This is a genomic window from Massilia sp. DJPM01 (assembly GCF_030348125.1).
Taxonomy (GTDB): Bacteria; Pseudomonadota; Gammaproteobacteria; order Burkholderiales; family Burkholderiaceae_D; genus Telluria_A; species Telluria_A frigida.
Genome location: NZ_JAQOZV010000006.1, coordinates 16,601 through 40,481, shown reverse-complemented (window position 1 = coordinate 40,481; position 23,881 = coordinate 16,601). Strand labels below are relative to the sequence as shown.

Genomic DNA, 23,881 nt, shown 5'->3' with positions numbered 1-23,881 from the left:
CGGGGTCAGACCCCGGTCAAGCAGCAGCGCCAGCCGGCTAGTCGTCGTTTTGCCAGAACGGGCCATTCTCCACGAACACCACCGTCGTGCGTGGCGGGATGGTGAAGGTGCCGCTGGCGCGCTCGTACGTCGCCGTCCGGGCGAGACGGTCATTGTCCGACTTGCGCTGCACCTTGTGCACGGCTAGCCTGCGGCCCTTGAGTTCAGCGATCGTGATGGTCTTGGCGACCTTGTCGACGTTGAAGAAGCTCGCCACGCTGCCGTATTTCGCGCCCGGATAGCGCCGCCCGTCGATGCTCATCGCGATCAAGCCGGCGATCTGCTGCGGCCCCACGTTATGGAACCTGAGCCGCTCGCTCACATCCCTGGCGCTGCGCAGGCGGAACAGGGTGCTGTCCTTGCGTATTTCCAGCAGGTCGAGGAAGTAATCGCGCGCCGATACAATTGCCGCCGTATCGGGCTTGATCAGCGCATTGGCCAGGATCGGCGACATGAATTCCCAGTTGGCCTTGTTCACGCCGGCCATCGGCAAACCGACGCCGAAGTTATTCGACTGGTATGAAAAGTCGAGACGGTTGAACCAGTCGCCCGCGTTGTAGCTGTCGCGGTCGAGCGACTTCGAACGCAGGATCTCCTGCCCCGCGTGGAAGAACGGCACGCCCTGCGACAGCATGTTGATCGCCGCGCCCAGGTTCTGCACGCGCACGCGCTCGGCCAGGCTGGTCGCCTGCGGCAGCTTGAAGGCGTTCAGGTCGAACAGGGTCTGGTTGTCATGCGCTTCGACGTAGTTGATGGTCTCGGCCGGACTGGCCGCAAACCCGGCCTTCTGCCCGAAATAATCGATCTCCGCATTCTTGCGCACGACGCCCGTGCGGTCGGTGAAGCTGTAGTCGCGCAGGGTGCCCGACAAGCCCACCTTGATCAAGTCGCCCAGGCGCAGCAGGTCGTCCTTGGTTTGGGTGCTGGCCGCATTCGGGTCATAAAAAGCGCCATTGATGAAGCCCTGCTGGCTGATCAGGTCCGCCCCGCCGTCGCAGCAGCCGCCGCCCCGCACGGCATCGCGCAGGCGGTCGTTGAACGAGCCGATACCGCTGCCGAACATATTGGCCTGGCGCGCCTGCACGAAGCGGGCGTCGTTGCCGACCACGCCGAAGTTCCAGGCTTCGCCATACAGGTAGATATCGCGCTGGGCGGCGCGCTCGACTGTCGCTTTCAGTTTTGTGAGGACCGACAGCGGCGCCATGCCCATGATGTCGAAGCGGAAGCTGTCGACCTTGTAGTCGGTGGCCCAGGTGACGACGGAGTCGGTCATCAGCTTGGCCATCATCGCGTTTTCGGCGGCGGTGTCGGCGCAGCAGCTGTCGTTGATGATGGCGCCGCTCGGGTTGAGGCGATAGTAATAGGCCGGCACGATCTTGTCGAGCACCGACAGCGGGCCTTGCTGCGAGCCGCTGGTGTGGTTGTAGACCACGTCCATCGTCACGCGCAAGCCTTGTTCGTGCAGCGACTTGACCATCGCGCGGAACTCGCGCACGCGCACCGCGCCGTCATTGGCATCGGTCGCGAAGCTGCCATCGGGCGCGCTGTAATGGACCGGATCGTAGCCCCAGTTGAAGCAGTCGCTGTCGCCGGCGGCCGCCACGGCGGCTTGCTGCGCCTCCGAATTGGACGCCGCGGCCGGAATGACGGGCGTGGCGCAGCCGGTTTCATTGACGCTGGCGATGTCGAAACTTGGCAGCAGGTGGATGTGGCTCATGCCGGCGCGCTGCAATGCGCGCAGGTGGCGCATGCCGTTCGAGTGCACGTCGGTGAAGGCGAGGAATTTGCCGCGATGGCTGGCCGGCACCGTCATGTCGCCGGCGCTGAAATCGCGCACCTGCAGTTCGTACAGGGAGATATCGGTCGGATGCTCCAGGCGTGGAATCGGATGATAATCCCAGCCGGCTGGCTTGAGCGTGGCGCTGTCGAGGTTCGCGACGAAGCTGCGCTGGCCGTTGGCGTTCAGGCTCAATGAGTAGGGATCGGTGACCACGTTGCTCACCACCGTGTTATTGGCCCAGCGCGACAGCACATTGACCGTGTAGGTGTAGTAGGCGCGGTTGGTCCAGGCGGCGTTGGGGGCCGTGTAGTGCCACACGCCGCTGGCGGCGTCGCGCGTCATCGGCACGCTGCTGGCGCTGGCCGTGCCGGCGTTCGCGTACACATTGAGCGCGACCGACTTGGCGGTCGGCGCCCACACGCGGAAGGTCGGCACGCCGGCGCGGTTGAAGGTGGCGCCGAGCGCGCTGTTGGCGGCGGCCGGGGCGAACAGGGCGTCCAGCAGGCCGCTCGTTTGCAGGGACGTGAGCTGTACCAGCTTGCCCGCCGCGTCGAACTGGGCGATGGCGAACTGGCCGCTGACTTTGGCGGCCAGGCCGGCCACGTCGGCGGCGGATAGCGTCAACGCGGTGGACCCGGCCAGGTGCGGATACTTCGTTTGCAGCGCCGGCGTCAGGGCACCGGCCACGCGCAGCGCGATGCTGCCATCGGCGCCGGTAACGCCGCCCGGTGCGGAACCCAAGCCGCCGTTGGCCGCGTAAAACAGCTTGTAGCTGCCACCGGCCGGCGTGCCCGGCCACACCACGGTATCGGGCGAGAGCCAGTGCGCGGCGGCGTTGGCCAGGTTGCCGAAGCTGATTGCCGGGGCGCTGGCGTAGACCTTGCAGTCGCCTTCGAGCAGCCAGACTTCCTGGCCGCGGGTGGCGATGTCCGCCGCAAAATCGCCGGCCTGGTCGCTGGCGCAGTTCTTGTTGCCGCTGCCGTCAGTGAGCAGGAAGTCGATTTTGGTCTTGGTGGCGTCGACCGGAATGTCGACATAGCCGCCGTAGCTGTCGCTGGCGGCCAGCATGAAGCGGTCCTTGATCCATTCCACGCTGGGCTTGGCCGGGCCGGACCAGGAATACACGCCCCACTGGGCTTCGTCGCGCTGGGCGCGCCGGTAGTGCATGCGGAGGGTGCCGGGTGCCACGGTAGCCACCGCGACCGATGCGCGCTGGACCGACTCCGACATCATTGTCGGGGTTTCGGGGGCGCTGGTGGAATCGGAACCGCCGCAGGCGGCCAGCAGGCTGGCGCACAAGCTCGCGCTGAGCAGGCGCTGATATGGCGATGTGAGGCGTGAAGTAATACTACCTAGAGAATGCATGTGCAACTCCTGAAGAGGGGGGATGTGCAGCGGCGCCCTTGTCCTTGATACGTCGTTTTTGTGATGCCGCTGGCGATAGGCTGAAAGCCTGTGTAATATTACTACATATCTTTTCAGGAGTTATAAGAAAATCAAGGCGAACGCCGGCCGCCGCCGCTGGTGAGGGCGGGACGGGATGGCTGTTTTGTAAGGATGGAAGGGCGGGGCGGGAGGTAATTGTGCTACGAACAGCTCAGGGCAGGGCCCAGATCCAGCGCACGATGTGGAAGAAGACCGGGGCGGCGAAACCGAGCGAGTCGAGGCGGTCCATGTAGCCGCCGTGGCCGGCGATGCCCGTGCCCCAGTCCTTGGCCCCGAGCGAGCGCTTCACGCCCGACATGACCAGGCCGCCCATGACGCCGCCGATGACGATCAGCGCGGCCATGCCGGCCGCCTGCAGGGGCGTGAACGGCGTGACGAAGGCCAGCAGCGCGCCGATCCCCATCGTCGCCAGGCCGCCGCCGATCAAGCCTTCCCAGGTCTTGTTCGGGCTTAGCTTGGGCACCAGCTTGTGCTTGCCGAACAGCTTGCCGAAGACGTACTGCAGCACATCGCTGATCTGCACGATGAAGACGAAGAAGAACAGCAACTGGGCGTTGTGGCCTTTGAAGCTCGGGATGTCGAGCATCAGCAGCGCTGGCGCGTGGCTGACGCCGTACACGCAGATCATCACCGCGAACACGATGCGCGCATTACGCGACAGGAAGTCCTCGGTATCCTGGCTGATCGCGCTGGCGGCCGAGATCAGGAAGAAGATATACACCGGGATCATGATCGCGAACAAGCCGTACCACTGGGTCCACAGCAGCCAGTACTGGGCGGGTAGCGCGATGAAAAAGGCGATGAACAGCGGCCAGTAATCGCTCTTGCGGGTCGGCGTGAGGGTGAGGAATTCGCGCAGCGCCATCAGCGAGGCGAAGCCGAACACCACGATCGTCACATTGCGGCCCAGGACCAGCGCCGAAAACAGCACGCCGGCCATGATCCACCAGGCGTTGATGCGGGCGTTCAGGTTGACGATGGTGGCGCTGCCGGGATTCCTGAGCCGCAGCACGAAGCCGATGCTGGAGGCGACCACCAGGATCGCCAGCAGGATCTGGCCGGTCAGTATGAATTGGGGAGTCATCGGGGGCGTCTCAGAAAGTATCGGCCAGGTCGCACACGGCCTGGTGCATGCGGGCGAGGAAGGCGTCCTTGTCCTCGCCGCGGTCGTTGAACAGCGGCGCGCCGAAGTGCGAGCGGCACAGCAGCGGCAGCGGCAGCGGGGCGCCCTTGGGCAGCGCGCGGTGCAGGTTTTGCTGGTACACCGGCACCAGGGCCAGGGTCGGCCGATCCTTGCTCAAGTGGTATAGCCCGGATTTGAACTCGCCCGGCAAGGTCGCATCCTTGCGCGTGCCCTCGGGGAACACGATCAGCGAATCCTGCTGGTCGAGCGCCTGGGACAGCGGCACCAATGCGTCGGCGCCGCCCTTGGCGCGGTCGACCAGCACCACATTGAGCAAGCGGTGCGCGATGTAGCGGCGCAGCGCCGTCTTGTCCCAGTAATCGGCCCCGGCAACCGGGCGCGTGCGGTCGCGCATGGCCGGCGGGATGGCGGCCAGCAGGCCGGTGGTATCCAGATGGCTGGTGTGATTGGCGAAAAACACGCAGGGATGAACTGGCGCCACATCGTAAAAGGCGGCGCCGCCCACGATCAGTCGCTGCAGGCCGAGCAAGGCGTCGCGCTGCATGCGGAAGAAGGGGCTCACTGCCTGGCTTTCTGTTCGAGCTGGCGGCACAGGGCCAGCGTGCGGGTCACGCAGGTGACCAGGCTCAACAGGGCGATGATGGCCATCGCCACGCCCATGGTCGGGTAGCCGAGCGGAAGCACCGGCACGGCAGCGGCGGCCAGGCAAGCCACGGTGAGGACGGCCATCCGGTGCTGCTTGGCCATGGGGCCGCGGAAATCGTGGCCGAGGCCGCAGGAAGCGCCGTACACGCGCACGTACGCGGTCAGGGCGGCGGCCAGGGCTGCCAGCCAGCCGAGCACGGGATCGCCGGCCGCATAGCCGGCGGCCACCAGCAGCAGGGAATCGGCGATACGGTCGGGGAATTCGTTGAACACGGGGCCGAGCGGCGTGGCCTTGTTGTACTCGACCGCCACCATGCCATCGAACAGATTGCACAAGAGGCGGCCCTGGATGCAGAGCGCGGCGGCGACCAGGAACGGGGCGGCGTGCTGCATGAAGAGTCCGCCGCGGATGAGTGCGGCGGCGCCGAGGGCGGCAAAGACGATGCTGAGAACGGAAATCTGATTCGGGCTGATGCCTTTGCCGGCCAGCCATCGTGCAATCCGCCGTGCCCAACCGGCATCGCGGACGGTAATGGGCCTGCGGTCCGATTCATCGTGTTGCGTCATAGCATCTATTATTGGTAGTAAAGGCGCCCCAGTGTAGTTGTTATTTAACTGTCTATCAACGTTAATATTTTTGCTTTGTGCAATTCATGCACAACCGGGGTCTGACCTCTGATTAGCTTCTGATTAGCAATTAATTGCACTGTTGCATCAAATTACATCAAGACACCAATCGGGGTCTGACCTCTAATTAGCAATTAATTCCAATAGACATAACCGGACATAACCGGGGTCTGACCTCTGATTAGCAATTAATTGCACTGTTGCATCAAATTACATCAAGACACCAACCGGGGTCTGACCTCTAATTAGCAATTAATTCCAATGCTGCATCAAATCACATCAAATTAGGCGGATGTGTCGTTGATCTGGTTAATCGGGAGGCCGCCCAGAGCGGCGAGGTTCGCTGCGTAAGAATTTATCCGCGCTGGGCCAGTTGCTCGTTTGAAATAATTTCTAATCAGAGGTCAGACCCCGGTTGTAGGAAGTTACCCTTGGATTTTGCGGGTTTTCTGACTCTGATTGAGCAATTATTTCTAATCAGAGGTCAGACCCCGGTTGGGTATAATCAGAGGTCAGACCCCGGTTGGGTAATTGTGATTGGCGGTTAGCCTTGGGCGATGCGGCCGGCGATGTGGGCCAGCGCTTCGTCGACCTGGTCGATCAGGATCAGGCACAGGTCGCCTTCGCCGAGACGCGCCAGCGCCGTGTCGATCGCGACGAACTCGCCGTTGATTTCGTCCACGTGCGTGGTGCGCACGGCGCCCGTCAGGCCCTGGCGCAGCAGCGCAACGACTTCGCCGTCGGCACGCCCGCGCTGGCACTGGTCCTGGTACAGCAGCACCTCGTCGAACGCGGCGCCGAGAATCTCGGTCTGCTGGCGGATGTCTTCGTCGCGCCGGTCGCCGGCGCCGCTGATCACCACCGAGCGCCGCTTGGCCGGCATGCTTTCCACCGCGCCGACCAGCGCCAGGATGGCGTCCGGGTTGTGGCCGTAGTCGGCAATCACGGTGGCGCCACGGTAGCTGAAGACGTTGAAGCGCCCCGGCGCGTTGTCGCTTTCGTTGGCGAACGATGTGAGCCCGGCGCGGATGTCGTCCCACGCCGTGCCGACCGCCCATGCCGCCGCCACCGAGGCCATCACGTTATCGACCTGGAAGCCGATGCTGCCGCCGCGCGTGATCGGCACGTCGGCCAGCGCGATGCGGTGCTCTTGCTTGCCTTGCGCGGCAACCAGCATGCCGCCGTCCACGTAGACCACGCGCTGCCCTTGGGCGCGGTGGGTCGACATGACCGGATGCCCGCTGTCGGCCGTGAAGAAGGTGACGCTGCCACGGCAATTGTTGGCCATGCCGACCACCACCGGGTCGTTGGCGTTCAACACCGCCACGCCGCCGTCGGCGACGTTCTGCACGATCACGCGCTTGAGCACCGCCAGGTCTTCGACCGTGGTGATGTAGTTCAGGCCCAGATGGTCGCCGGCGCCGATGTTGGTGACCACGGCCACCTGGCAGCGGTCGAACGCGAGCCCTTCGCGCAGCATGCCGCCACGCGCGGTCTCGAACACGGCGGCATCCACGTCGGGATGGAGCAGCACGTTGCGCGCGCTGCGCGGGCCGCTGCAGTCGCCGCTGTCGATGCGCCGGCCTTCGATGTACACGCCGTCGGTGTTGGTCATGCCGGTGCGCAGGCCGCCGGCCGTGAGCAGGTGGGCGATCAGGCGCACCGTGGTGGTCTTGCCGTTGGTGCCGGTGACGGCCACCACGGGAATGCGGCCGTCGTCGCCATCGGCGAACAGGGACGAGATGATCGCTTCGCCCACCGGACGGCCTTTGCCGAACGAGGGCGAGAGGTGCATGCGCAGCCCGGGGGCGGCGTTGACTTCGACGATGCCGCCGTTCTGTTCTTCGATCGGTTTGAGCACGCTGTCGCACACCAGGTCGACGCCGCAGATGTCCAGGCCCACCATGTGGGCGGCGGCAATCGCGCGCGCGGCCACTTCGGGATGGACGTCGTCGGTGACGTCGCTGGCGGCGCCGCCGGTCGAGAGGTTGGCGTTGTTGCGCAGGATGACGCGCTGGCCCTTGGGCGCCACCGATTCGGCCACCAGCCCTTGCTTGGCCAGGCTGGCCAGCGCGATGTCGTCGAAGCGGATCTTGGTCAGCGAGGTCGAATGCCCATTCCCGCGGCGCGGGTCGAGGTTGACCTGGTCGACCAGTTCGCGCACGCTGTGCTTGCCGTCGCCAACGACGATCGGCGGGTCGCGCCGCGCGGCCGCAATCAGCTTGTTGCCGATGACGAGCAGGCGGAAATCGTGGCCGGGCAGGTAGCGCTCGACCAGGATATCGTCGCGGAATTCAGCGGCGGCGTGGTAGCCGGCCACCAGCTGTTCGCGGGTGGTGACGTTGACCGTCACGCCCTTGCCCTGGTTGCCGTCCTTCGGCTTGATCACCACCGGCAGGCCGATTTCCAGCGCGGCGGCCCAGGCGTCGTCCGGGTCGGCGGCCACGCGGCCCAGCGGCACCGGCACGCCGGCCGCGTGCAGCAGTTTCTTGGTCAGTTCCTTGTCTTGCGCGATCGATTCGGCAATCGCGCCGGTGCTGTCGATTTCGGCGGCCTGGATCTTGCGCTGACGGCTGCCCCAGCCGAACATGACCAGGCTGCCATCGGTCAGGCGCCGGAACGGGATATTGCGGGCCACCGCGGCTTGCACGATGGCGCCGGTGCTCGGGCCCAGGCGCACGTCTTCATCGAGGTCGCGCAGTTGCAGCAGGGCGGCACCGAGGTCGAACGGGGTATCATCGGCAGCGGCGGCGCACAGTTGCGCGGCCAGGTTCATGGCGAGGCGGCCGACCGCTTCTTCGGAGTACTCGACCACGACCTGGTAGATGCCCTTTTCGGGCGTGGCGGTGGTGCGGCTGAAGGTGACCGGGCAGCCGGCTTGCGCCTGCAGCGACAGCGCCGCCAGTTCCAGCACCTGGGCCATGGCGATGGGGTCGTAGTGGCCGAGCGTTTGCAGCGAACTCATTTGCGGGAACAGCGCGCGCAGGCGCTTTTCGAAGCCGGGCAGGGCGTCGATATCCTGTTCGCCACTGGTGCAGGCAACGATCGCTTCGATCGAGGTGTGGTGGCTCCAGAGGTTGGGACCACGCAGGGCCCGTACGCGAGATACTTCCATAAACCGTTTCATCCTAAGTGTTGCGCTGGTGCGTCGCTGCGCCCTCGGGCGTTGACACTGCCGGCAGCCAGGCCGTTTCCGGCCGGGCGCTGTTTTGTTAAAGTTTGGCTTTTTTGGCTGTGTTGTTCGCCGCCGTGTCGAAGGTGCGCAGGCCGGCGCCGATCAGGGCCGCCGGTACGTCGAGCGCCCAGGCCGCCGCCACCGCCGCCAGCACCGTGTCGGGATACTTCGCGGTGCCCGGCTTGAGCGTGGACATCTGGAACAGCACCGTTTCCTGGGCGCCGTCGCCAAGCACCACGTCCTGGCCGCGCATGAAGACCGCGCGTTCGCCGGCGGCGCGGTGCGCCACGATCACGGGCAGTGCGGGGTCGAGCGCGTAGAAGATCACGCGCCCGTCGCACAGTTCGGCCAGCGCCGCCACGCGTTCGTCGGCGCCGTTGAGCACCGCCGCGCCGTCGGGCAGGATCACGTCGACCTGGGTGCGCAGCACGTTGGCCATGCCGTCGGCATCATGGATGTGGAATTCGGTCAGCGCTTCCTGGCCATCCATGTCGGTCACCACGCCCACCATGCATTTGTCGTAGGCCAGGCCTTCGGCCAGGATGGTGTGCGCATTGCTTTCAAAAACAGCCGCTTCGACGGTGCGGTTGATCAGCAGGCGCTGGCCGGCCTCGAAGGTCATGGCGTCGTCGCCGGTGACCTGGCGCTGGTCGAGGAACAGGCCCTGGCCGCTGGCCACGCCGGTGTGTTTGCCGGTCAGGTGCACCAGGCAGCCGATCAGGCGCGCAATCAGGCTGGTGCCCCTGGTGCCGGTCACGCCGATCAGCGGAATGCGCCCGCTCTCGCCCTCGGCGAACAGGTGCTCGATGATGGCCGTGCCGACCGGGCGCGCTTCGCCCTGGCCGGGTTTGAGGTGGGCCAAGAGGCCCGGACTGGCATTGACTTCGATGATGGCGCCGCGCTGGGTGTCGAGCGGGCGGGTGATGTCTTCGGCCACCAGGTCGATGCCGGCGATGTCCAGGCCGACGATGCGCGCGGCCAGTGCGGCGGCGTGGGCGATCGAGGGATGCACCTGGTCGGTGACGTCGATGGCGACGTTGCCGTTTGGCTGGATCAATACTTTTTGCCCGGCCAGCGGGACCGAGTGCGCGCTCATGCCCTGGCGTTCGAGTTCGAGGATGATTTCGGCGGAGATGTCGGGCGCGATGAGGTTGAGCGGCGAATCTTCGCCAACGCCGCGGCGCGGGTCGATGTTGATCTGGCTGTCGACCAGGGCGATGATGTCGCCCACGCCGTCGCCGGTGACCCACAGCGATTCGCCCTTGGCGGCAGCGACCATGCGCGTGCCGACCACCAGCAGGCGGTGTTCGTCGCCGGGGATGAAGCGCTCGACGATCACGCTGGCGCTTTCGCCCTTGCGCGCGGCCAGGTGGTAGGCTTTTTCAACGTCGGCCTGGGTCATCAGGTTGAGCGAGACGCCGCGCCCGTGGTTGCCGTCGTAGGGCTTGAGCACCACCGGCAGGCCGATGTCCTGCGCTTCTTCCCAGGCTTGCGCGGCGCTGCGTACCAGGCTGCCCTCGGGCACCGGCACGCCGCACGATTGCAGCAGGGTCTTGGTCAGGTCCTTGTCGCTGGCGATGCTTTCGGCAATCGCGCTGGTGCGGTCGGTTTCGGCGGTCCAGATGCGGCGCTGGGCGGCGCCATGGCCGAGCTGTACCAGGTTGCCGTCGGTCAGGCGAATGAAGGGGATCTTGCGCTCGGTGGCCGCTTCGACGATGTGGGCCGTGCTGGGCCCCAGGCACTGGCGGTCGACGATGTCCTTGAGGGTGGCGACGGCGGCGTCCAGGTCGAACGCGGTGTCGTCGATGGCGGCCATCAGGAGGGCGCGCCCGGTGTCGAGCGCGGCCAGGCCAACTTGTTCCTGGCGCGTGCGGAAGGCCATCTTGTACACGCCAGGCTGGCCGGTGGAGCGCGTCTTGCCGAAGCCGGTGCGCATGCCGGCCAGGTTTTGCAGTTCGAGAACGACATGTTCGAGGATGTGGCCGGACCAGGTGCCTTCGCGCAGGCGTTCCAAAAAGCCGCCGCGCTCGCCCACGCCGCAGCGGTGCTCGACCAGGCCGGGCAGCCAGGCGGTCAGGCGTTCGTACAATCCGGGCAGCAGGTTCGATGGAAAATCTTCGAGCGCGCCGATATCCAGCCACGCCTCGATGACCGGGCGATAGGTCCAGATGTTGGGTCCGCGCAGGTGACTTACCCGCAGAACACTGATTTCTTTCTTCTTTGTCATGTCGTTATTTCTTGATAACAGGCTTGGCGTTGTTCACGCCCCAAGACCTTGTAAGGCTTTTCAAAGCGCATCATGTTGTATACTTGCTAGAGACGAAGCTTACCGTGCTGAACCGATTTCTGCCAGTCTGGATTCCCGAACGCGTCGCGCGGGCCTGCCCCGCAGCGCTCCGGTACGGCATCTCCGGGAACCTTCCTGATTGCTCCCACATTGAACAATTTCCGCCCGTAAATTCGTGGCCCAGAGCCGGAACCGCACTACGATGACTATAGATCCATCTGTTTCTCCTATGACGACGCCCTCCGGGCCGCTTTCCCTGCCTGGACACTGGCAGGCTGACGTCGCCAAAATACTTGCACCTGGGGAAAACGTTTTAAGTGGCGTCGAGGTTGACCTCGATGACAAATTGCGCTTCAAAAAAGGCTTGGTGCTGGTCACCAGCCACCGCCTGCTGGCGCGCGCGCCGGGCGAAACCGCGTGGCGCGAGTGGGCTTTCCGGCCCGGATTGTCGCTCACGCACCACGATCATGCCGGCGTCGGCCATCTGCAATTGTTTGACGAACAAGGTTTGCTGAGCTCCTGGCGCTTCACCCTGGGGCAGAACTTGCACGCCATCCGCGTGCTCGACCATTTCAGCGAGCAGCGCGACAGTTTCCTGAGCGGCTTGCCGGTGCAAATGGCCGAACAGAATGTGTGCCCGAGCTGCAAGGCGCCGCTCGAACCGGGCCAGGATGAATGTCCGATCTGCACCAAGGTGCTGTACACGCCGCCGTCGACCTGGACCCTGTTCCGCCTGTGGCGCTTCGCCAAGCCGTACAGCGGGCAGCTGGGGCTGGGCTTTTTCCTGATGCTGGCCAGCACGGCGGCGCACATGATACCGCCGTATCTGACCATGCCGCTGATGGATAACGTGCTGATCCCGTTCCAGAACGGGCAGCCGGTCGACCAGCAACTGGTGTGGATGTACATGGCCGGCCTGTTCGGCTCGGCCGTGCTGGCTTACCTGCTGGGCTGGGGCAAGACCTATGTGCTGGCGCTGGTGTCGGAACGGATGGGCGCCGACCTGCGCTCGGCCACCTACGAACATTTGATGAAGCTGTCGCTGGAGTATTTCGGCGGCAAGCGCACGGGCGACCTGATGTCGCGCATCGGCAGCGGCAGCGACCGCATCTGCGTGTTTTTATCCCTGCACCTGCTCGACTTCGCGTCCGACGTGCTGATGATTATCATGACCGGCGTGATCCTGTGCTCGATCAATCCGATGCTGGCCGTGATTACGCTGGTGCCGCTGCCGTTTATCGCCTGGATGATCCATATCGTGCGCGACCGCCTGCGTACCGGCTTCGAGAAAATCGACCGGGTCTGGGGCGAAGTGACCAATGTGCTGGCCGATACCATTCCCGGCGTGCGCGTGGTGAAAGCCTTCGCCCAGGAACAGCGCGAAGCGACCCGGTTCCGCGACGCGAATAAACATAACCTGGCCGTCAACGATAAACTCAACCGGGTCTGGTCGCTGTTTTCGCCGACCGTGTCGTTCCTGACCGAACTCGGTTTGCTGGTGGTGTGGGTATTCGGCATCTGGCTGGTATCGAACAAAAATATCACGGTCGGCGTGCTGACCTTGTTCATTACCTACAGCAGCCGGTTTTATGGCCGTCTCGATTCGATGAGCCGGATTGTGTCGGTGACGCAGAAATCGGCCTCCGCCGCCAAGCGGATTTTCGATATCCTGGACCATGTGTCGAGCGTTCCGGAGCCAGGCAATCCGGTCAAGCTCGACAAGATCGAAGGGCGCATCGATTTGCGCGAAGTGGGTTTTCGTTACGGCAACCGCGCGGTCAACCGCGGCATTTCGCTCAATATCAAGGCGGGCGAATTCGTCGGCCTGGTGGGGCATAGCGGATCGGGCAAGAGTACCCTGGTCAATCTGATCTGCCGCTTCTACGACGTGTCGGAAGGGGCGATTCTGCTCGATGGCGTCGATATCCGTTCGTTTGCGGTGTCCGATTACCGGAAAAATATCGGGCTGGTGCTGCAGGAGCCGTTCCTGTTCTTCGGCACCATCGCTGAAAATATCGCGTACGGCAAGCCGCATGCGACGCGCGAGGAAATCATCGCCTCGGCGCGCGCGGCGCACGCGCACGAATTCATCCTGCGCCTGCCGCAGGGCTACGATTCGATGGTCGGCGAGCGCGGGCAGGGCTTGTCGGGCGGCGAACGCCAGCGCATTTCGATCGCGCGCGCGCTGCTGATCGATCCGCGCATCCTGATCATGGATGAAGCGACGTCCTCGGTCGATTCGGAAACCGAAAAGGAAATCCAGAAAGCGCTCGATAACCTGGTGCAGGGCCGCACCACGATCGCCATCGCGCACCGCCTGTCGACCTTGCACCGGGCCGACCGCCTGGTGGTGCTGGACCGGGGCGTGGTGATGGAAGAGGGCAGCCATGACGAATTGATGGCGCGCGAAGGCGCCTATTTCCGTCTGTACGAGGCGCAGGCGCGCAACGTCGATACGGATATGGACGACAAGGATGGGGATTAAGACATGGCAAGCGCAGCAAGCTCGATATTTACATTAAGCCGCGACAGCTTCGGCAAGCTGACACTGACGGCGGAAGACGGCGAAGTGCATTACGGCGTGGCGCCGGTGCGGGCATTCCCGATCCAGGCGCCGGAGCAGGGCATTTCGATGGTGCTATCGAACGGCAAGGAAGTCGGCTGGATCGACGATTTGGGGGCATTGCCAGCGGCGATCCGCGACTTGGTGCAAGATGAACTCGATGGGCGCGAATTCATGCCGGTGATTCACCATATTGTCAGTGTCAGCAGTTTTGCCACGCCATGCACATGGGAAGTCAAGACCGACCGGGGCGATACCGCGTTTACGCTCAAGGGCGAAGAAGATATTCGCCGGATCGGCGACGCGTCGCTGCTGGTGGCCGATAACCATGGGATCCAGTTCCTGATCCGCGATATGTTCACCATCGACAAGCACAGCCGGAAGATTCTCGACCGGTTTTTATGATGGCGTTTTGATGGAGATTGCATGCATTATTTGTTATGTTACGACCTGGCCCCGGATTATCTCGAACGTCGCGGCCAATACCGCGACGAGCACCTGAAACTGGCATGGGAAGCGCAGGAGCGCGGTGAAGTGATCATGGGCGGCGCGTTTTCCGATCCGGCCGATATGTCGGTGCTGATGTTCCAGGGCGATTCGCCGGCGGTGGCCGAGCAGTTTGCCAAGGCCGATCCTTATCTGATCCACGGCGTGGCGACCGGTTACAAGATCCGGCAGTGGAACACCGTGGTCGGCAAGGATGCCTTTGCGCCGGTGCGCCCGGAATAAAAAGCGTTAGCCTCAAGTTCGTCGTTCCTGCATTGGCAGCAACGACTCCCCGCGCCACGGCGGCACTCGGCGCGGATCCATGGTCGTTTGAATTCACCCCCACACTCATGCGCGCCTTCCACGCCGTCATCCTCCTCGTCCTCTCTGCCTTTCACGCCGCGGTCCTCGCCGCCGACCCTCCCCAGCGCCCCAAAATCGGCCTGGTGCTCTCCGGCGGCGGTGCGCGCGGCGTGGCCCATATCGGCGTGCTCAAGGTGCTGGAAGACATGCGCATCCCGGTCGACTACGTGGTCGGCACCAGCATGGGATCGATCGTGGCCGGCGCCTACGCCATGGGCAACCGTCCGGACGCGCTGGAAAAACGCATCGCCGCCGTCGAATGGGACAAGGTCCTCACCGACAGCCCGCCGCGCGGGGAACGCTCCACCTACGCCAAGGCGACCGAACGCAAGAACATCGTCAGCGGCGAGATCGGCTTTTCCGACGCCGAAATGCGCCTGCCGCGCGGCTTGAATTACGGCCAGCAGATCGAATTCTTTTTTAATACGCTGGCCGCCAAGACGGGCGATGTCACGCATTTCGACGAACTCGATATTCCTTTTCGCGCCATCGCCACCGACATCGAAACCGGCAAGATGGTCGTGCTCGAACGCGGCGGCATTGCGCGCGCGATGCGGGCCAGCATGTCGGTGCCGGGCGTGTTCGCCCCGGTTGACATCGACAACCGCGCGCTGCTCGACGGCGGGCTGGTACGCAACCTGCCGGTCGACGTGGTGCGCGCGATGGGCGCCGATATCGTCATCGCCGTCAATCTCGGCACGCCGCTGCTCAAGCGCGACAAGATCGTGTCGGCCTTCGGCGTGGGCCAGCAAATGCTCAATATCCTCACCGAACAGAATGTCGAGGCCTCGCTGCGCGAATTGACGCCGCGCGACGTATTGATCCTGCCGCAGTTGGGCGACTTCAGCGCGGCCGACTTTGAAAACTCCGCCAAGACCATCGACATGGGCGCGGCCGCCGCGTGCGTGGCGGCGGAGCGCCTGGCGCCGCTGGCCTTGTCCGAAGCCGACTTCAAGGCGCACCTGGCCGCGCGCGCGGCGCGCCATCCGGCCGCGCTCAAGGTCAATTCGGTGCGCATCGATACCAAGCAGCTGAAAAATGTCAGCGCCAATTTCATCAACCGCAAATTTTCGATCAAGCCGGGCCAGGCATTCAGCACGGCGGAACTGCACGCGAATATGAACAGCCTGTATTCGACGGGCGACTTCGAAAACGTCACCCACCGTTTCGAGAATGGCCCGGACGGGCGCACGCTGGTGATCGAACCGGTCGAAAAGGAATGGGGTCCGAATTACCTGCAAGCCGGCGTGCGCTTGTCGACCGACCTGGCCGGCGAAAGCGACTTTACGATCCTGCTGGCGCACCGTGGCAAATGGCTGACGCGCTCCGGGCTGGAATGGCGCAATACCGTCTCGCTGGGCCAGGTTAATTCCTTCACCTCGCAGCTGTATCAGCCGCTGGGCGGCGCAAGCCGCTGGTACGTGGCGCCCACGGTGCGCTTTTCGCAAAACAAGGATAACTTGATCATCAACGACAAGGCGGTGGCGACGTACAGCGCGAAACAGGCATCCATCGGGATCGACCTGGTCAATCACGTGGATGACGACAGCACCTTCAAGGTGGGGCTGGAACGCGGTACCGAACGGGCCGATCCGAGCATCGGCGTGGCGCAGCTGGCCACCGCGAAAAGCCAGATCGGCGTGATCAAGTTCGAATACGTGCAGGACCGGCTGGACGATTGGGTGTTTCCATCGACCGGCAATTACAGCGTCGTGAATGCGCGGATTGCCCCGACCTCGGTCGGCGCCACGGTCGAATACAAGCGCCTCGAAGCGGGCCACGAAATGGCCTGGAACCGGGGTTCGCACAGGTTCAGCGTGGCCGGACGCGCCGGCCATCTGTGGGGCGACGAATTGCCGCTGATGGAGCTGTTTTCGCTGGGCGGATTCCTGAACCTGTCCGGTTACCAGGCGCGCCAGCTCCTCGGCGGCGATTACCTGTTCGGGCGCGGCGTGTACACGCTCAAGACCACCTTGCTGGGTACACGCAATGTGTACCTGGGTGGTTCGGTCGAACTGGGCAAGATGACGCGCCGCTTGAATGGCGACCAGATGGAACGCGCCCAGTTTGCCGGCTCGGTGTTCGGCGCGGTCAATACCGCCCTTGGGCCATTCACCGTAGCGGTTGGCGTTGGCGAACGCGGCAACCAGACGTTTTATCTGTTCTTCGGCAAGCCATAAAGGAGCGCTGTCCCGAACCTCAACGGCGAAGGCGTGCTTCGCCGACGATGTAAGGCAGCAGGCGCGCGATATTGCGGGCGTCGTCGATGCCGCGATGGTGCGCGCCGGCGAAGGTCATGCCGGCCATCCGGATGGCTTCGCCCAGCCCCGGCTTTTTTGACAGTTTCTGGCGTTCCGCCATCATGCGCTTGACGTTCGCATGGGACCCGCTGATCGGATAGGGCACATTGTGGAATGCGCAGTCCTGGCGCAGCTGTTTCAGGTCGTAGTCGCCCCAGGAACAGAAAAGGAAGTCGCTGTATTGATACAGCCAGGTTTTGAAGTGGCCGATCGCTTCCTCGAACCGCGGCGCACTGTCGACGTCTTTTTGCCCGATCGAGGTGAGCGTGGTGCAGAACGGCGTGAGCTGCGGATGGCGCAGCGGGCGGATGAAGCTCTGGAACTCGTCGACCACGGCGAGGCTGGCGCCGTCGACCATCACGGCGCCAATTTCAATGATTTCCATATGGTCGCGCGCCACCGTGCCCTTGTCGCAGCAGGTGGCTTCAAAGTCGATGACGAGATAACGGTTGGCTTGCATGTCAGTGAATTTCCCATGTGTGTTCAGGGCGCTACTATAATCAATGAATGAAAGCACACGACATTTCACTGATGTTGGCCGATATTGCGATGGTCGGGCAGATCGAGTACGCCCTGCTCGAATGCGAGGAAGACCTGAGCGAGGAAGAAATCGGCGTGCGTTTTTGGCGTATTGGCGATATTCTGCTGGCCAACGCGCGTATCCACGATCTGGATGAAGATTTGATGAATCTTCTGTGCTTGTCGCGCTGCGTCGCATGCGAGTTGCTGTGCGAGCCCATGCGCACGAGGCATTTTCATGGGAAATGCTGGGAGTTCAAGCCTCCCTATACCAGGCATCATGGTAACAATGACGGCAGCAGCGACGTCCGGCCCGTTGAAACGCAGAAGGTCGGTATGGTGATGAACCTGCTTTATTTCCTTCGCTATGATCCGGTGTTCGTGCCCGGCATCAAAGTCCTGCGAGCCTATCACCTGCGGCATGATTTGTGGACCGCGGCCGATGTGATCTGGCGCGAATGATGGGAGCCGTAGCCCCCATCCCGCGTGCCGCTATTTTGCCGATGCGATCCAGCGATCCACGCGCGCTTCGAGCAAGGGCAGCGGCAGGGTACCGTCACCGATCACCACTTCATGAAACTTGGGCAGGCTGAATTTGTCGCCCATCGCCTTGCGCGCGCGTTCGCGCAATGCCAGGATTTTCAGCGCGCCGATCTTGTAGCTCAGCGCCTGCGCCGGCCACACCATATAGCGCTCGATCTGGTTCTTGGCGCGCGCCTCGCTGTAACCGAGCGTTTCGCGCGCGTACGCAATCGCCTGTTCGCGGGTCCAGCCTTTGGCGTGCATGCCAGTATCGACCACCAGCCTGACGGCGCGCAGCAATTCATCGTTCAGGTGGCCGAAGTAGGCTTCCGGATCGTCGTACAGGCCGAATTCGTGGCCCAGCGTTTCCGCATACAGGGCCCAGCCTTCGGTAAATGCGCCGATATTCGGGTTTTCGGTATTGAATTTGCGGAAGTCCGGTACGTCGAGTTCCTTCAGCAGCCCGGCGTGAAAATGGTGGCCAGGCTGGCCTTCGTGCAGGTACAGGGTGACCATGCCGGTCCTGCTGTATTGTTTGGGGTCGTTCACCACCGCCCAGAACACGCCCGGATGCGAGCCGTCCGCCGCCGCCGGCGTGTAATGGTCGGACGCCGTGGCGCGGCTCAATTCCGGTTCGAGCTGCAGTTCGAGCGGCGCTTTCGGCAGCAGCGAAAACAGCGGCGCGAGTTTACCCCTGACCTTGGCGTCGATCTGGCGATAGGCGTCGAGCACCTCGGCCTCGGTCTTGAATGGCTTGAATTTGTCCTGTGCTTCGACCCATTGCGGCAGCGCCGCCGGTGGGCCGCTGTAACCGAGCTTGGGACCGAGTAGCGCCCATTGCTGCTCGATGCGGGCCACTTCCTTCAATCCCAGCTGGTGAATCTCTTCCGGATTCATCGATACCGTGGTGCGGTCCTTGATTTGCGCCTGGTACCACGCCGCGCCATTGGGCAGGGCGCTCCAGCCATCGCTAGCCCGGCTGGCCGGCAGGTAGTCCTTTTCCAGGTACATCGCCAGCCGATCCAGGGCAGGGGAGAGCTTGTTCGCAATCGTGCTGCGATAGGCCGCAGTCAGGCGCTCCTGGTCCGCCTGCGAAAACGCCGCAGGGAGATTCCTGACCGGCGTGTAAAAGATATTCGCTTCCGGCGTGGCGCTGCGCAATTGCTGGAACTGGGGCAGCATCGCCACCGTCATCGCTTTCGGCTGCACGATGCCGCGCTTGACGCCCTCGCGCATATTGGCGATGGCCTGGTCGATCCAGGCCGGGAGCTGGTTCAGCCGGCTCAGGTAATCCTGATACTGGGCCACCGTGTTCAATGGCTGGGAGCCGGTGCCGCTGGCGTAATTGGCCAGGGTGCCGGGAACGTTCTCGAAGTGGTTCAGCGGGAGCAGGTGCTCGGGGAATTTTTCCAGGCCGAGGCCACTTTCCAGCTCGAATGCGAGCAGGTCGTAATTCAATTGTTCCTTGTCGCCCAGGCGCGTGCGGTCAATGGCTTTCAATTGCGTCTGCATGCGGCGGTACAAGGCAAGCTGGCGGGTGCGGCTTTTCGGCGATATGCTCATTCCCAGCTGGTCGTTATAGCGGCTGTCGCCGTTGGCGGTAATGAGCAGCGGATCGAAGCGGGCGCGCGCCTGATAAAACGCATCCGCCAGCTTGTGGAGCTGATTCGTGGCGCGCGCGGGTGCGGTGCTCGCGCTTTGATTGGCCGGTGGTGCGGCGGTCGCAGGGGAGAGCGGGGACATCAGCACGGCCAGCAATGCCGTGGTGCCGAGCAGCGGACGGGAAAGGCGCAAACGCATGAAGATTCCTTGATGTGGATGGTGGAGACGGGAACAGAATAGCGCAAATGCGCGTGGCTGGGCAGTGCCGCCACTGTATGATGAGCGGCCTTTCGGGCCGTTCCGGCCGCCGGGAGGATCATCGTCTTATGGAAGCGCCATGTCCGATTATTCGACCGTTTTGCCGCATATTGTCGTGGTTACCACCGGCACGGCCGGCGACCTGTTTCCCTTCCTGAGGCTTGGGCTCGGTTTGCGCGAGCGCGGCCATGCCGTTACCTTTCTCGCGCCCGCCATGCATGAAGCGCTGGTGCATCAGGCCGGCCTGGCGTTTCATGCCATGCCGGCCGATCCGGCCGTCCTGAACGATCCCGACCTGTGGCATCCCCGGCGCGGTTTCGGCGTGGTCTGGCGCGCCATGCAGCCTGGCATGAACGAGATGCGCGCTTTCATGGCAGCCCTGCCGCCGGATCAGCCGTGCACGATGCTGGTCCATCCGCTGATCGTGGCGCATGCCGATCTGTGCCGGGCGGATCGGCCCGGCATCAGCATCGTGGCCGGGATCCTGGCGCCATCCAATCTGCGCACGGTCCACGATCTGCCGGTGCTGGGGCCGTTCGCGGTGCCGCGCTGGATGCCATTGGCGGTGCGCCGCTGGATGTGGCGCGGGGTCGAGGCGTCGGCGATCAATCCGGTGGCCCTGCCCGACGTGAACGCGGCGCGCCGGCTGCAAGGGAGATCACCGATCTCCAGCTATATGGACACGCTGTCTGGCGCGCCCGATTTGTCGGTGACCTTGTTTCCCGAGTGGCTGGTCGGGCGCCAGCCGGACTGGCCGTCGGCGCTGGTGTGCGGCGATTTTCCGCTGTACGACCCGCACCCGGGCGCGTCGATGGCGCCGGAGCTGGCGCAGTTCATGCGCGCGGGCAGTGCTCCGCTCATCGTGACCCATGGCACCGGCAACTTGCAGGCGGCCGCGTTTTTCGCCAATGCGCTGGAAGCGGCGCAAACGCTGGGACGGCGCATCGTGTTCCTCACGCCGCACCGGGCGCAGGTGCCGGCGACGCTGCCGGCATCGGCCTTCTGGCAGGATTACTGCCCGCTGTCGGCCTTGCTGCCGGGCGCGGCGGCGCTGGTGCACCACGGCGGCATCGGCACCACGGCCGAAGCCATGCGCGCAGGCACGCCCCAACTGATCGTGCCGATGGCCTACGACCAGTTCGACAATGCCGTGCGCGTCACGGCGCTGCACGCCGGCTTGGCGCTCAAGGCGGGCCGTGCCAGCGCCCGCGCGCTGGCCGACGCCCTGCGCCAGTTGCTGCAATCGCCAGAGGTGCATATCGGTTGCTCAGCATTAAAAGCGCGCCTGGCGGCGGGGAGCGAGCTCGGTGGCGTGCTGGAATCCATATCAAAAACGGTATCGAAAACCGGAAAAATATGATTGGATTGATTCTTTGGCTTTCCTTACTATCCGGTTCAAGGGCTGAAAATACCCAGGAATCATATAACTAGAACGCCAAGGAGACGTATGACATTGCACGCACAAGGCCCCGTCGCGGCCATTTCCCGCACCCCCTTGACCTTGAAGATGACCGTGGCGGCGCTGGCCGGCGCCGGCATCCTGAGCGGCGCCTCGGTGTGGGCGCAGGACGCGCTCCCGGCCGAGGGCACCAGCGTGGTCACCGTCGCCGGCGTGCGCAAGGCAGCCCAGAGTGCCCAGGCCATCAAGCGCAATGCCGATGAGGTGCTCGATTCCATCGTCGCCGAGGAAGCCGGCAAGTTCCCGGACAAGAATGTCGCCGAAATGCTCGGTCGCATCACCGGCGTGCAGATCCGCCGTGAAAACGGCGAAGCGCGCGACGTCGTCATTCGCGGCTTGCCGGGCCTGGTGACCCTGCTCAATGGCCGCGAAATGTTCACCGCCGGCAAAGAGGGACGCAGCCTGTACCTGGCCGACATTCCTGCCGCCATGCTGCAGCGCGTGGACGTGTATAAAACGCAGGGCGCCGACATGGTCGAGGGCGGCACCGCCGGCGTGATCGATGTGCGCACCGCGCGCCCCTTCAATGCCAAGGGCTTCGCGGCCAGCGTCACGGCGCGCGTGGAAAACCGCGACAAGTCGAAAACCAACGATCCCAACCTGTCGGGCATGATCTCGAACCGCTGGAAAACCGGCTATGGCGAGATCGGCGCGCTGCTCGGCCTGTCTTACCAGGATGGGAATTACCACGATGAGGTCACCTGGAACTCGCCGCCGAAGGACCGTGCCGCCGATCTCGGCGCCGGCATTTCCGCGCCGGACGAGCTGGGCCATGTGCTGTACCAGGGCCAGCGCAAGCGCGTGGCCGCCAACCTTGCCGTGCAGTGGCGCCCGAACGCGGATCTGGAATTTTTCGCCGAAGGCATTTCCACCGAAATCCATCACGACGCCGAACGCCAGTTCTATGTCGGTTCGCTCGGCCTGAACAAGCGTTCCAGCTATACCCTCATTCCCGGCACCAAGCAGGTGCAGACGGCCACCTCGACCAACGCCAACCCGTTCGCGCTGGGCTCGACCCAGGCGCCGCACGATTACTCGCTGGGCAGCCAGGGCGCCATCGGCGCGCGCTGGAACGTGTCGCCGGGCTGGCGCGTGAGCACCGAGCTGGCGCGCACCCTGAGCCGCGTGCGCCAGGAATTTCCGATTGTCGACCTGGTGGCGGCCCCGCCTACCATCACGGGCAATACCTACGTGAATGGCGGAGCGCAATTCTCCTATCCCGGTTACGACATGACCAACCCGGACAATTACCGGGTCACCACGTTCTTCGATAACCACAACCATGCCGAAAGCCGCTCGACCGACTGGCGCGCCGACGCCACCTGGAGTCCGGACAACGATGGCTTCATCAAGGAAGTGGCCACCGGCGTGCGGGTTGCCAAACGCACTGCGGCATATGTGCACGAGCTGAACGGCTTCACGCCGGCGCCGCGCAATATTCCTCTGGGTTCGGTGCCCGGCCTGGCCTGCAATTCGATGCCGATGGCGGGCGACTACGGCATGGCCTCGTGGGTCACGCCGTGCGCTTCCTACATGCACGACAACATCGGTTCGCTGCGCACCCTGTTCAACGGCACCGGCGCCAAGACCGCGGAAGACAAGCTGTCGCAGTTCGACAACCAGGAAACCACCTACGCCATCTACACCAAGGCCAAGTACGGTTTCCGCGCCGGTGATGTTCCGGTCGACGGCACAGTCGGGGTGCGCGTGGTGCAGACCAAGGGCGTGCTGAACGGTTATTCGCAGGCCAACGACGTGATCTTGCCGGTATCGAGCTCGCCAACGTCGACCGATGTGCTGCCGAACGCCACGCTCAAGGCCATGATCCTGCCGGAGGTGCAGGCGCGCCTGACGGCGGGCAAGTCGGTACAGCGCGCCAATTTCGACCAGTTCAATCCGGGCGTGTCCTACAACGTGCCGAGCACCACCGTGCAAGCGGTGGGCACGGGCGGCAATCCCGACCTGAAACCGATCGAAGGCAAGAACTTCGATGCCGCCGCCGAATGGTATTTCGCGCCGACCGGCTCGCTCACGGCCACCCTGTTCCGCCACGACTTCAAGAATTACATCCTGACCAGTTCGACCAAGGAAAGTTATAACGGCATCGTGTACGACGTGAATCGTCCGCGCAATATGTCCAAGGGCACGCTGCAGGGCGCGGAACTGTCTTACCAGCAGTTCTACGACAAGCTGCCGGGCTGGCTGGGCGGCTTCGGCCTGCAAGCGAACCTCACCTACATGAAAGGCGAGCTGACCGATACCGGCGGCGTGCTCAAACCCTTCGTGGGCATGTCCAGGCTGTCGTACAACATCGTTGGCCTGTACGAGCGCGATGGCTGGTCCGGCCGCCTGGCCTACAACTGGCGCGACAAGTATGTCGACACCTTCAATTACCGGGGCCTGGGCTTCGATCTGATCGTCGATCCGATCAAGACCATGGATGCCTCGCTGTCCTACAAGATCAACGAAGCGATGAGCCTGACCATGGACGTGGAGAACCTGCTTGACCGCAAGTACCACGATTACCATGGCGTCGCCAGCAATCCACGCGATATCCGCCGCTACGACCGCGTGCTTGGCTTGTCGCTGCGCTACAAGATGTAAGTCGCGACTGGTGAACGTCCCGGAAGCGTTGCGTGGACATGGCACGCAGCGCTTTCTGTCCT

The 23,881-nt window shown here is 63.8% G+C and carries 15 protein-coding genes; 7 read left to right on the top strand and 8 right to left on the bottom strand.

Annotated elements, in window-relative coordinates; translation table 11 throughout:
- Positions 1-37: 37 nt before the first annotated feature.
- The 6 genes from PO883_RS06060 to cphA (PO883_RS06035) form a co-directional block, all read right to left on the bottom strand.
- Positions 38-3,184, bottom strand: a complete 3,147-nt coding sequence (locus PO883_RS06060) for an alpha-1,6-glucosidase domain-containing protein (protein ID WP_289308936.1) — start codon at positions 3,182-3,184, stop codon at positions 38-40.
- A gap of 232 nt (positions 3,185-3,416) precedes the next feature.
- Positions 3,417-4,349, bottom strand: coding sequence for a phosphatidate cytidylyltransferase (locus PO883_RS06055; protein WP_289308935.1), 933 nt, complete (start codon positions 4,347-4,349; stop codon positions 3,417-3,419).
- A 10-nt stretch (positions 4,350-4,359) separates the two neighbouring features.
- Positions 4,360-4,953: a lysophospholipid acyltransferase family protein gene (locus PO883_RS06050; RefSeq protein WP_289309051.1), complete on the bottom strand. Its 594-nt coding sequence runs from the start codon at positions 4,951-4,953 to the stop codon at positions 4,360-4,362.
- A 14-nt stretch (positions 4,954-4,967) separates the two neighbouring features.
- Positions 4,968-5,621, bottom strand: a complete 654-nt coding sequence (locus PO883_RS06045) for a CDP-alcohol phosphatidyltransferase family protein (protein WP_289308934.1) — start codon at positions 5,619-5,621, stop codon at positions 4,968-4,970.
- A gap of 604 nt (positions 5,622-6,225) precedes the next feature.
- Positions 6,226-8,796, bottom strand: a complete 2,571-nt coding sequence (gene cphA, locus PO883_RS06040; protein ID WP_289308933.1) for a cyanophycin synthetase — start codon at positions 8,794-8,796, stop codon at positions 6,226-6,228.
- A 97-nt stretch (positions 8,797-8,893) separates the two neighbouring features.
- Positions 8,894-11,083 (bottom strand): cyanophycin synthetase, encoded by a 2,190-nt coding sequence (gene cphA / locus PO883_RS06035; protein WP_289308932.1) that lies wholly within the window; start codon positions 11,081-11,083, stop codon positions 8,894-8,896.
- Positions 11,084-11,372: 289 nt separating this feature from the next.
- Between cphA (PO883_RS06035) and PO883_RS06030 the strand changes: the two genes are divergently transcribed.
- The 4 genes from PO883_RS06030 (at position 11,373) to PO883_RS06015 (ending at position 16,735) form a co-directional block, all read left to right on the top strand.
- Positions 11,373-13,628, top strand: a complete 2,256-nt coding sequence (locus PO883_RS06030; RefSeq protein ID WP_289308931.1) for an ABC transporter ATP-binding protein — start codon at positions 11,373-11,375, stop codon at positions 13,626-13,628.
- A 3-nt stretch (positions 13,629-13,631) separates the two neighbouring features.
- Positions 13,632-14,111 (top strand): DUF1854 domain-containing protein, encoded by a 480-nt coding sequence (locus tag PO883_RS06025; RefSeq protein WP_289308930.1) that lies wholly within the window; start codon positions 13,632-13,634, stop codon positions 14,109-14,111.
- 21 nt (positions 14,112-14,132) lie between these two features.
- The gene (locus tag PO883_RS06020) at positions 14,133-14,435 is read left to right on the top strand and encodes a YciI-like protein (RefSeq protein WP_289308929.1); all 303 of its coding nucleotides are present in this window, start codon (positions 14,133-14,135) and stop codon (positions 14,433-14,435) included.
- 107 nt (positions 14,436-14,542) lie between these two features.
- Positions 14,543-16,735: a patatin-like phospholipase family protein gene (locus tag PO883_RS06015; RefSeq protein ID WP_289308928.1), complete on the top strand. Its 2,193-nt coding sequence runs from the start codon at positions 14,543-14,545 to the stop codon at positions 16,733-16,735.
- Between the two features lie 19 nt (positions 16,736-16,754).
- On the opposite strand, the gene PO883_RS06010 is transcribed toward PO883_RS06015, so the two are convergent.
- Entirely contained in the window at positions 16,755-17,315 is a 561-nt protein-coding gene (locus PO883_RS06010; protein WP_289308927.1) for a 3'-5' exonuclease, read from the bottom strand.
- A gap of 47 nt (positions 17,316-17,362) precedes the next feature.
- On the opposite strand from PO883_RS06010, the gene PO883_RS06005 reads away from it, so the two are divergent.
- Positions 17,363-17,836 (top strand): hypothetical protein, encoded by a 474-nt coding sequence (locus PO883_RS06005; RefSeq protein WP_289308926.1) that lies wholly within the window; start codon positions 17,363-17,365, stop codon positions 17,834-17,836.
- Between the two features lie 30 nt (positions 17,837-17,866).
- Here PO883_RS06005 and PO883_RS06000 read toward each other — a convergent pair whose 3' ends face one another.
- Positions 17,867-19,696, bottom strand: a complete 1,830-nt coding sequence (locus tag PO883_RS06000; protein WP_289308925.1) for a DUF885 family protein — start codon at positions 19,694-19,696, stop codon at positions 17,867-17,869.
- A gap of 139 nt (positions 19,697-19,835) precedes the next feature.
- On the opposite strand from PO883_RS06000, the gene PO883_RS05995 reads away from it, so the two are divergent.
- Both PO883_RS05995 and PO883_RS05990 read left to right on the top strand, forming a co-directional pair.
- A complete protein-coding gene (locus PO883_RS05995; protein WP_289308924.1) occupies positions 19,836-21,116 on the top strand; it encodes a glycosyltransferase in 1,281 nt (426 codons plus the stop codon).
- A gap of 87 nt (positions 21,117-21,203) precedes the next feature.
- Positions 21,204-23,819: a TonB-dependent receptor gene (locus PO883_RS05990; protein WP_289308923.1), complete on the top strand. Its 2,616-nt coding sequence runs from the start codon at positions 21,204-21,206 to the stop codon at positions 23,817-23,819.
- Positions 23,820-23,881 lie beyond the last annotated feature (62 nt).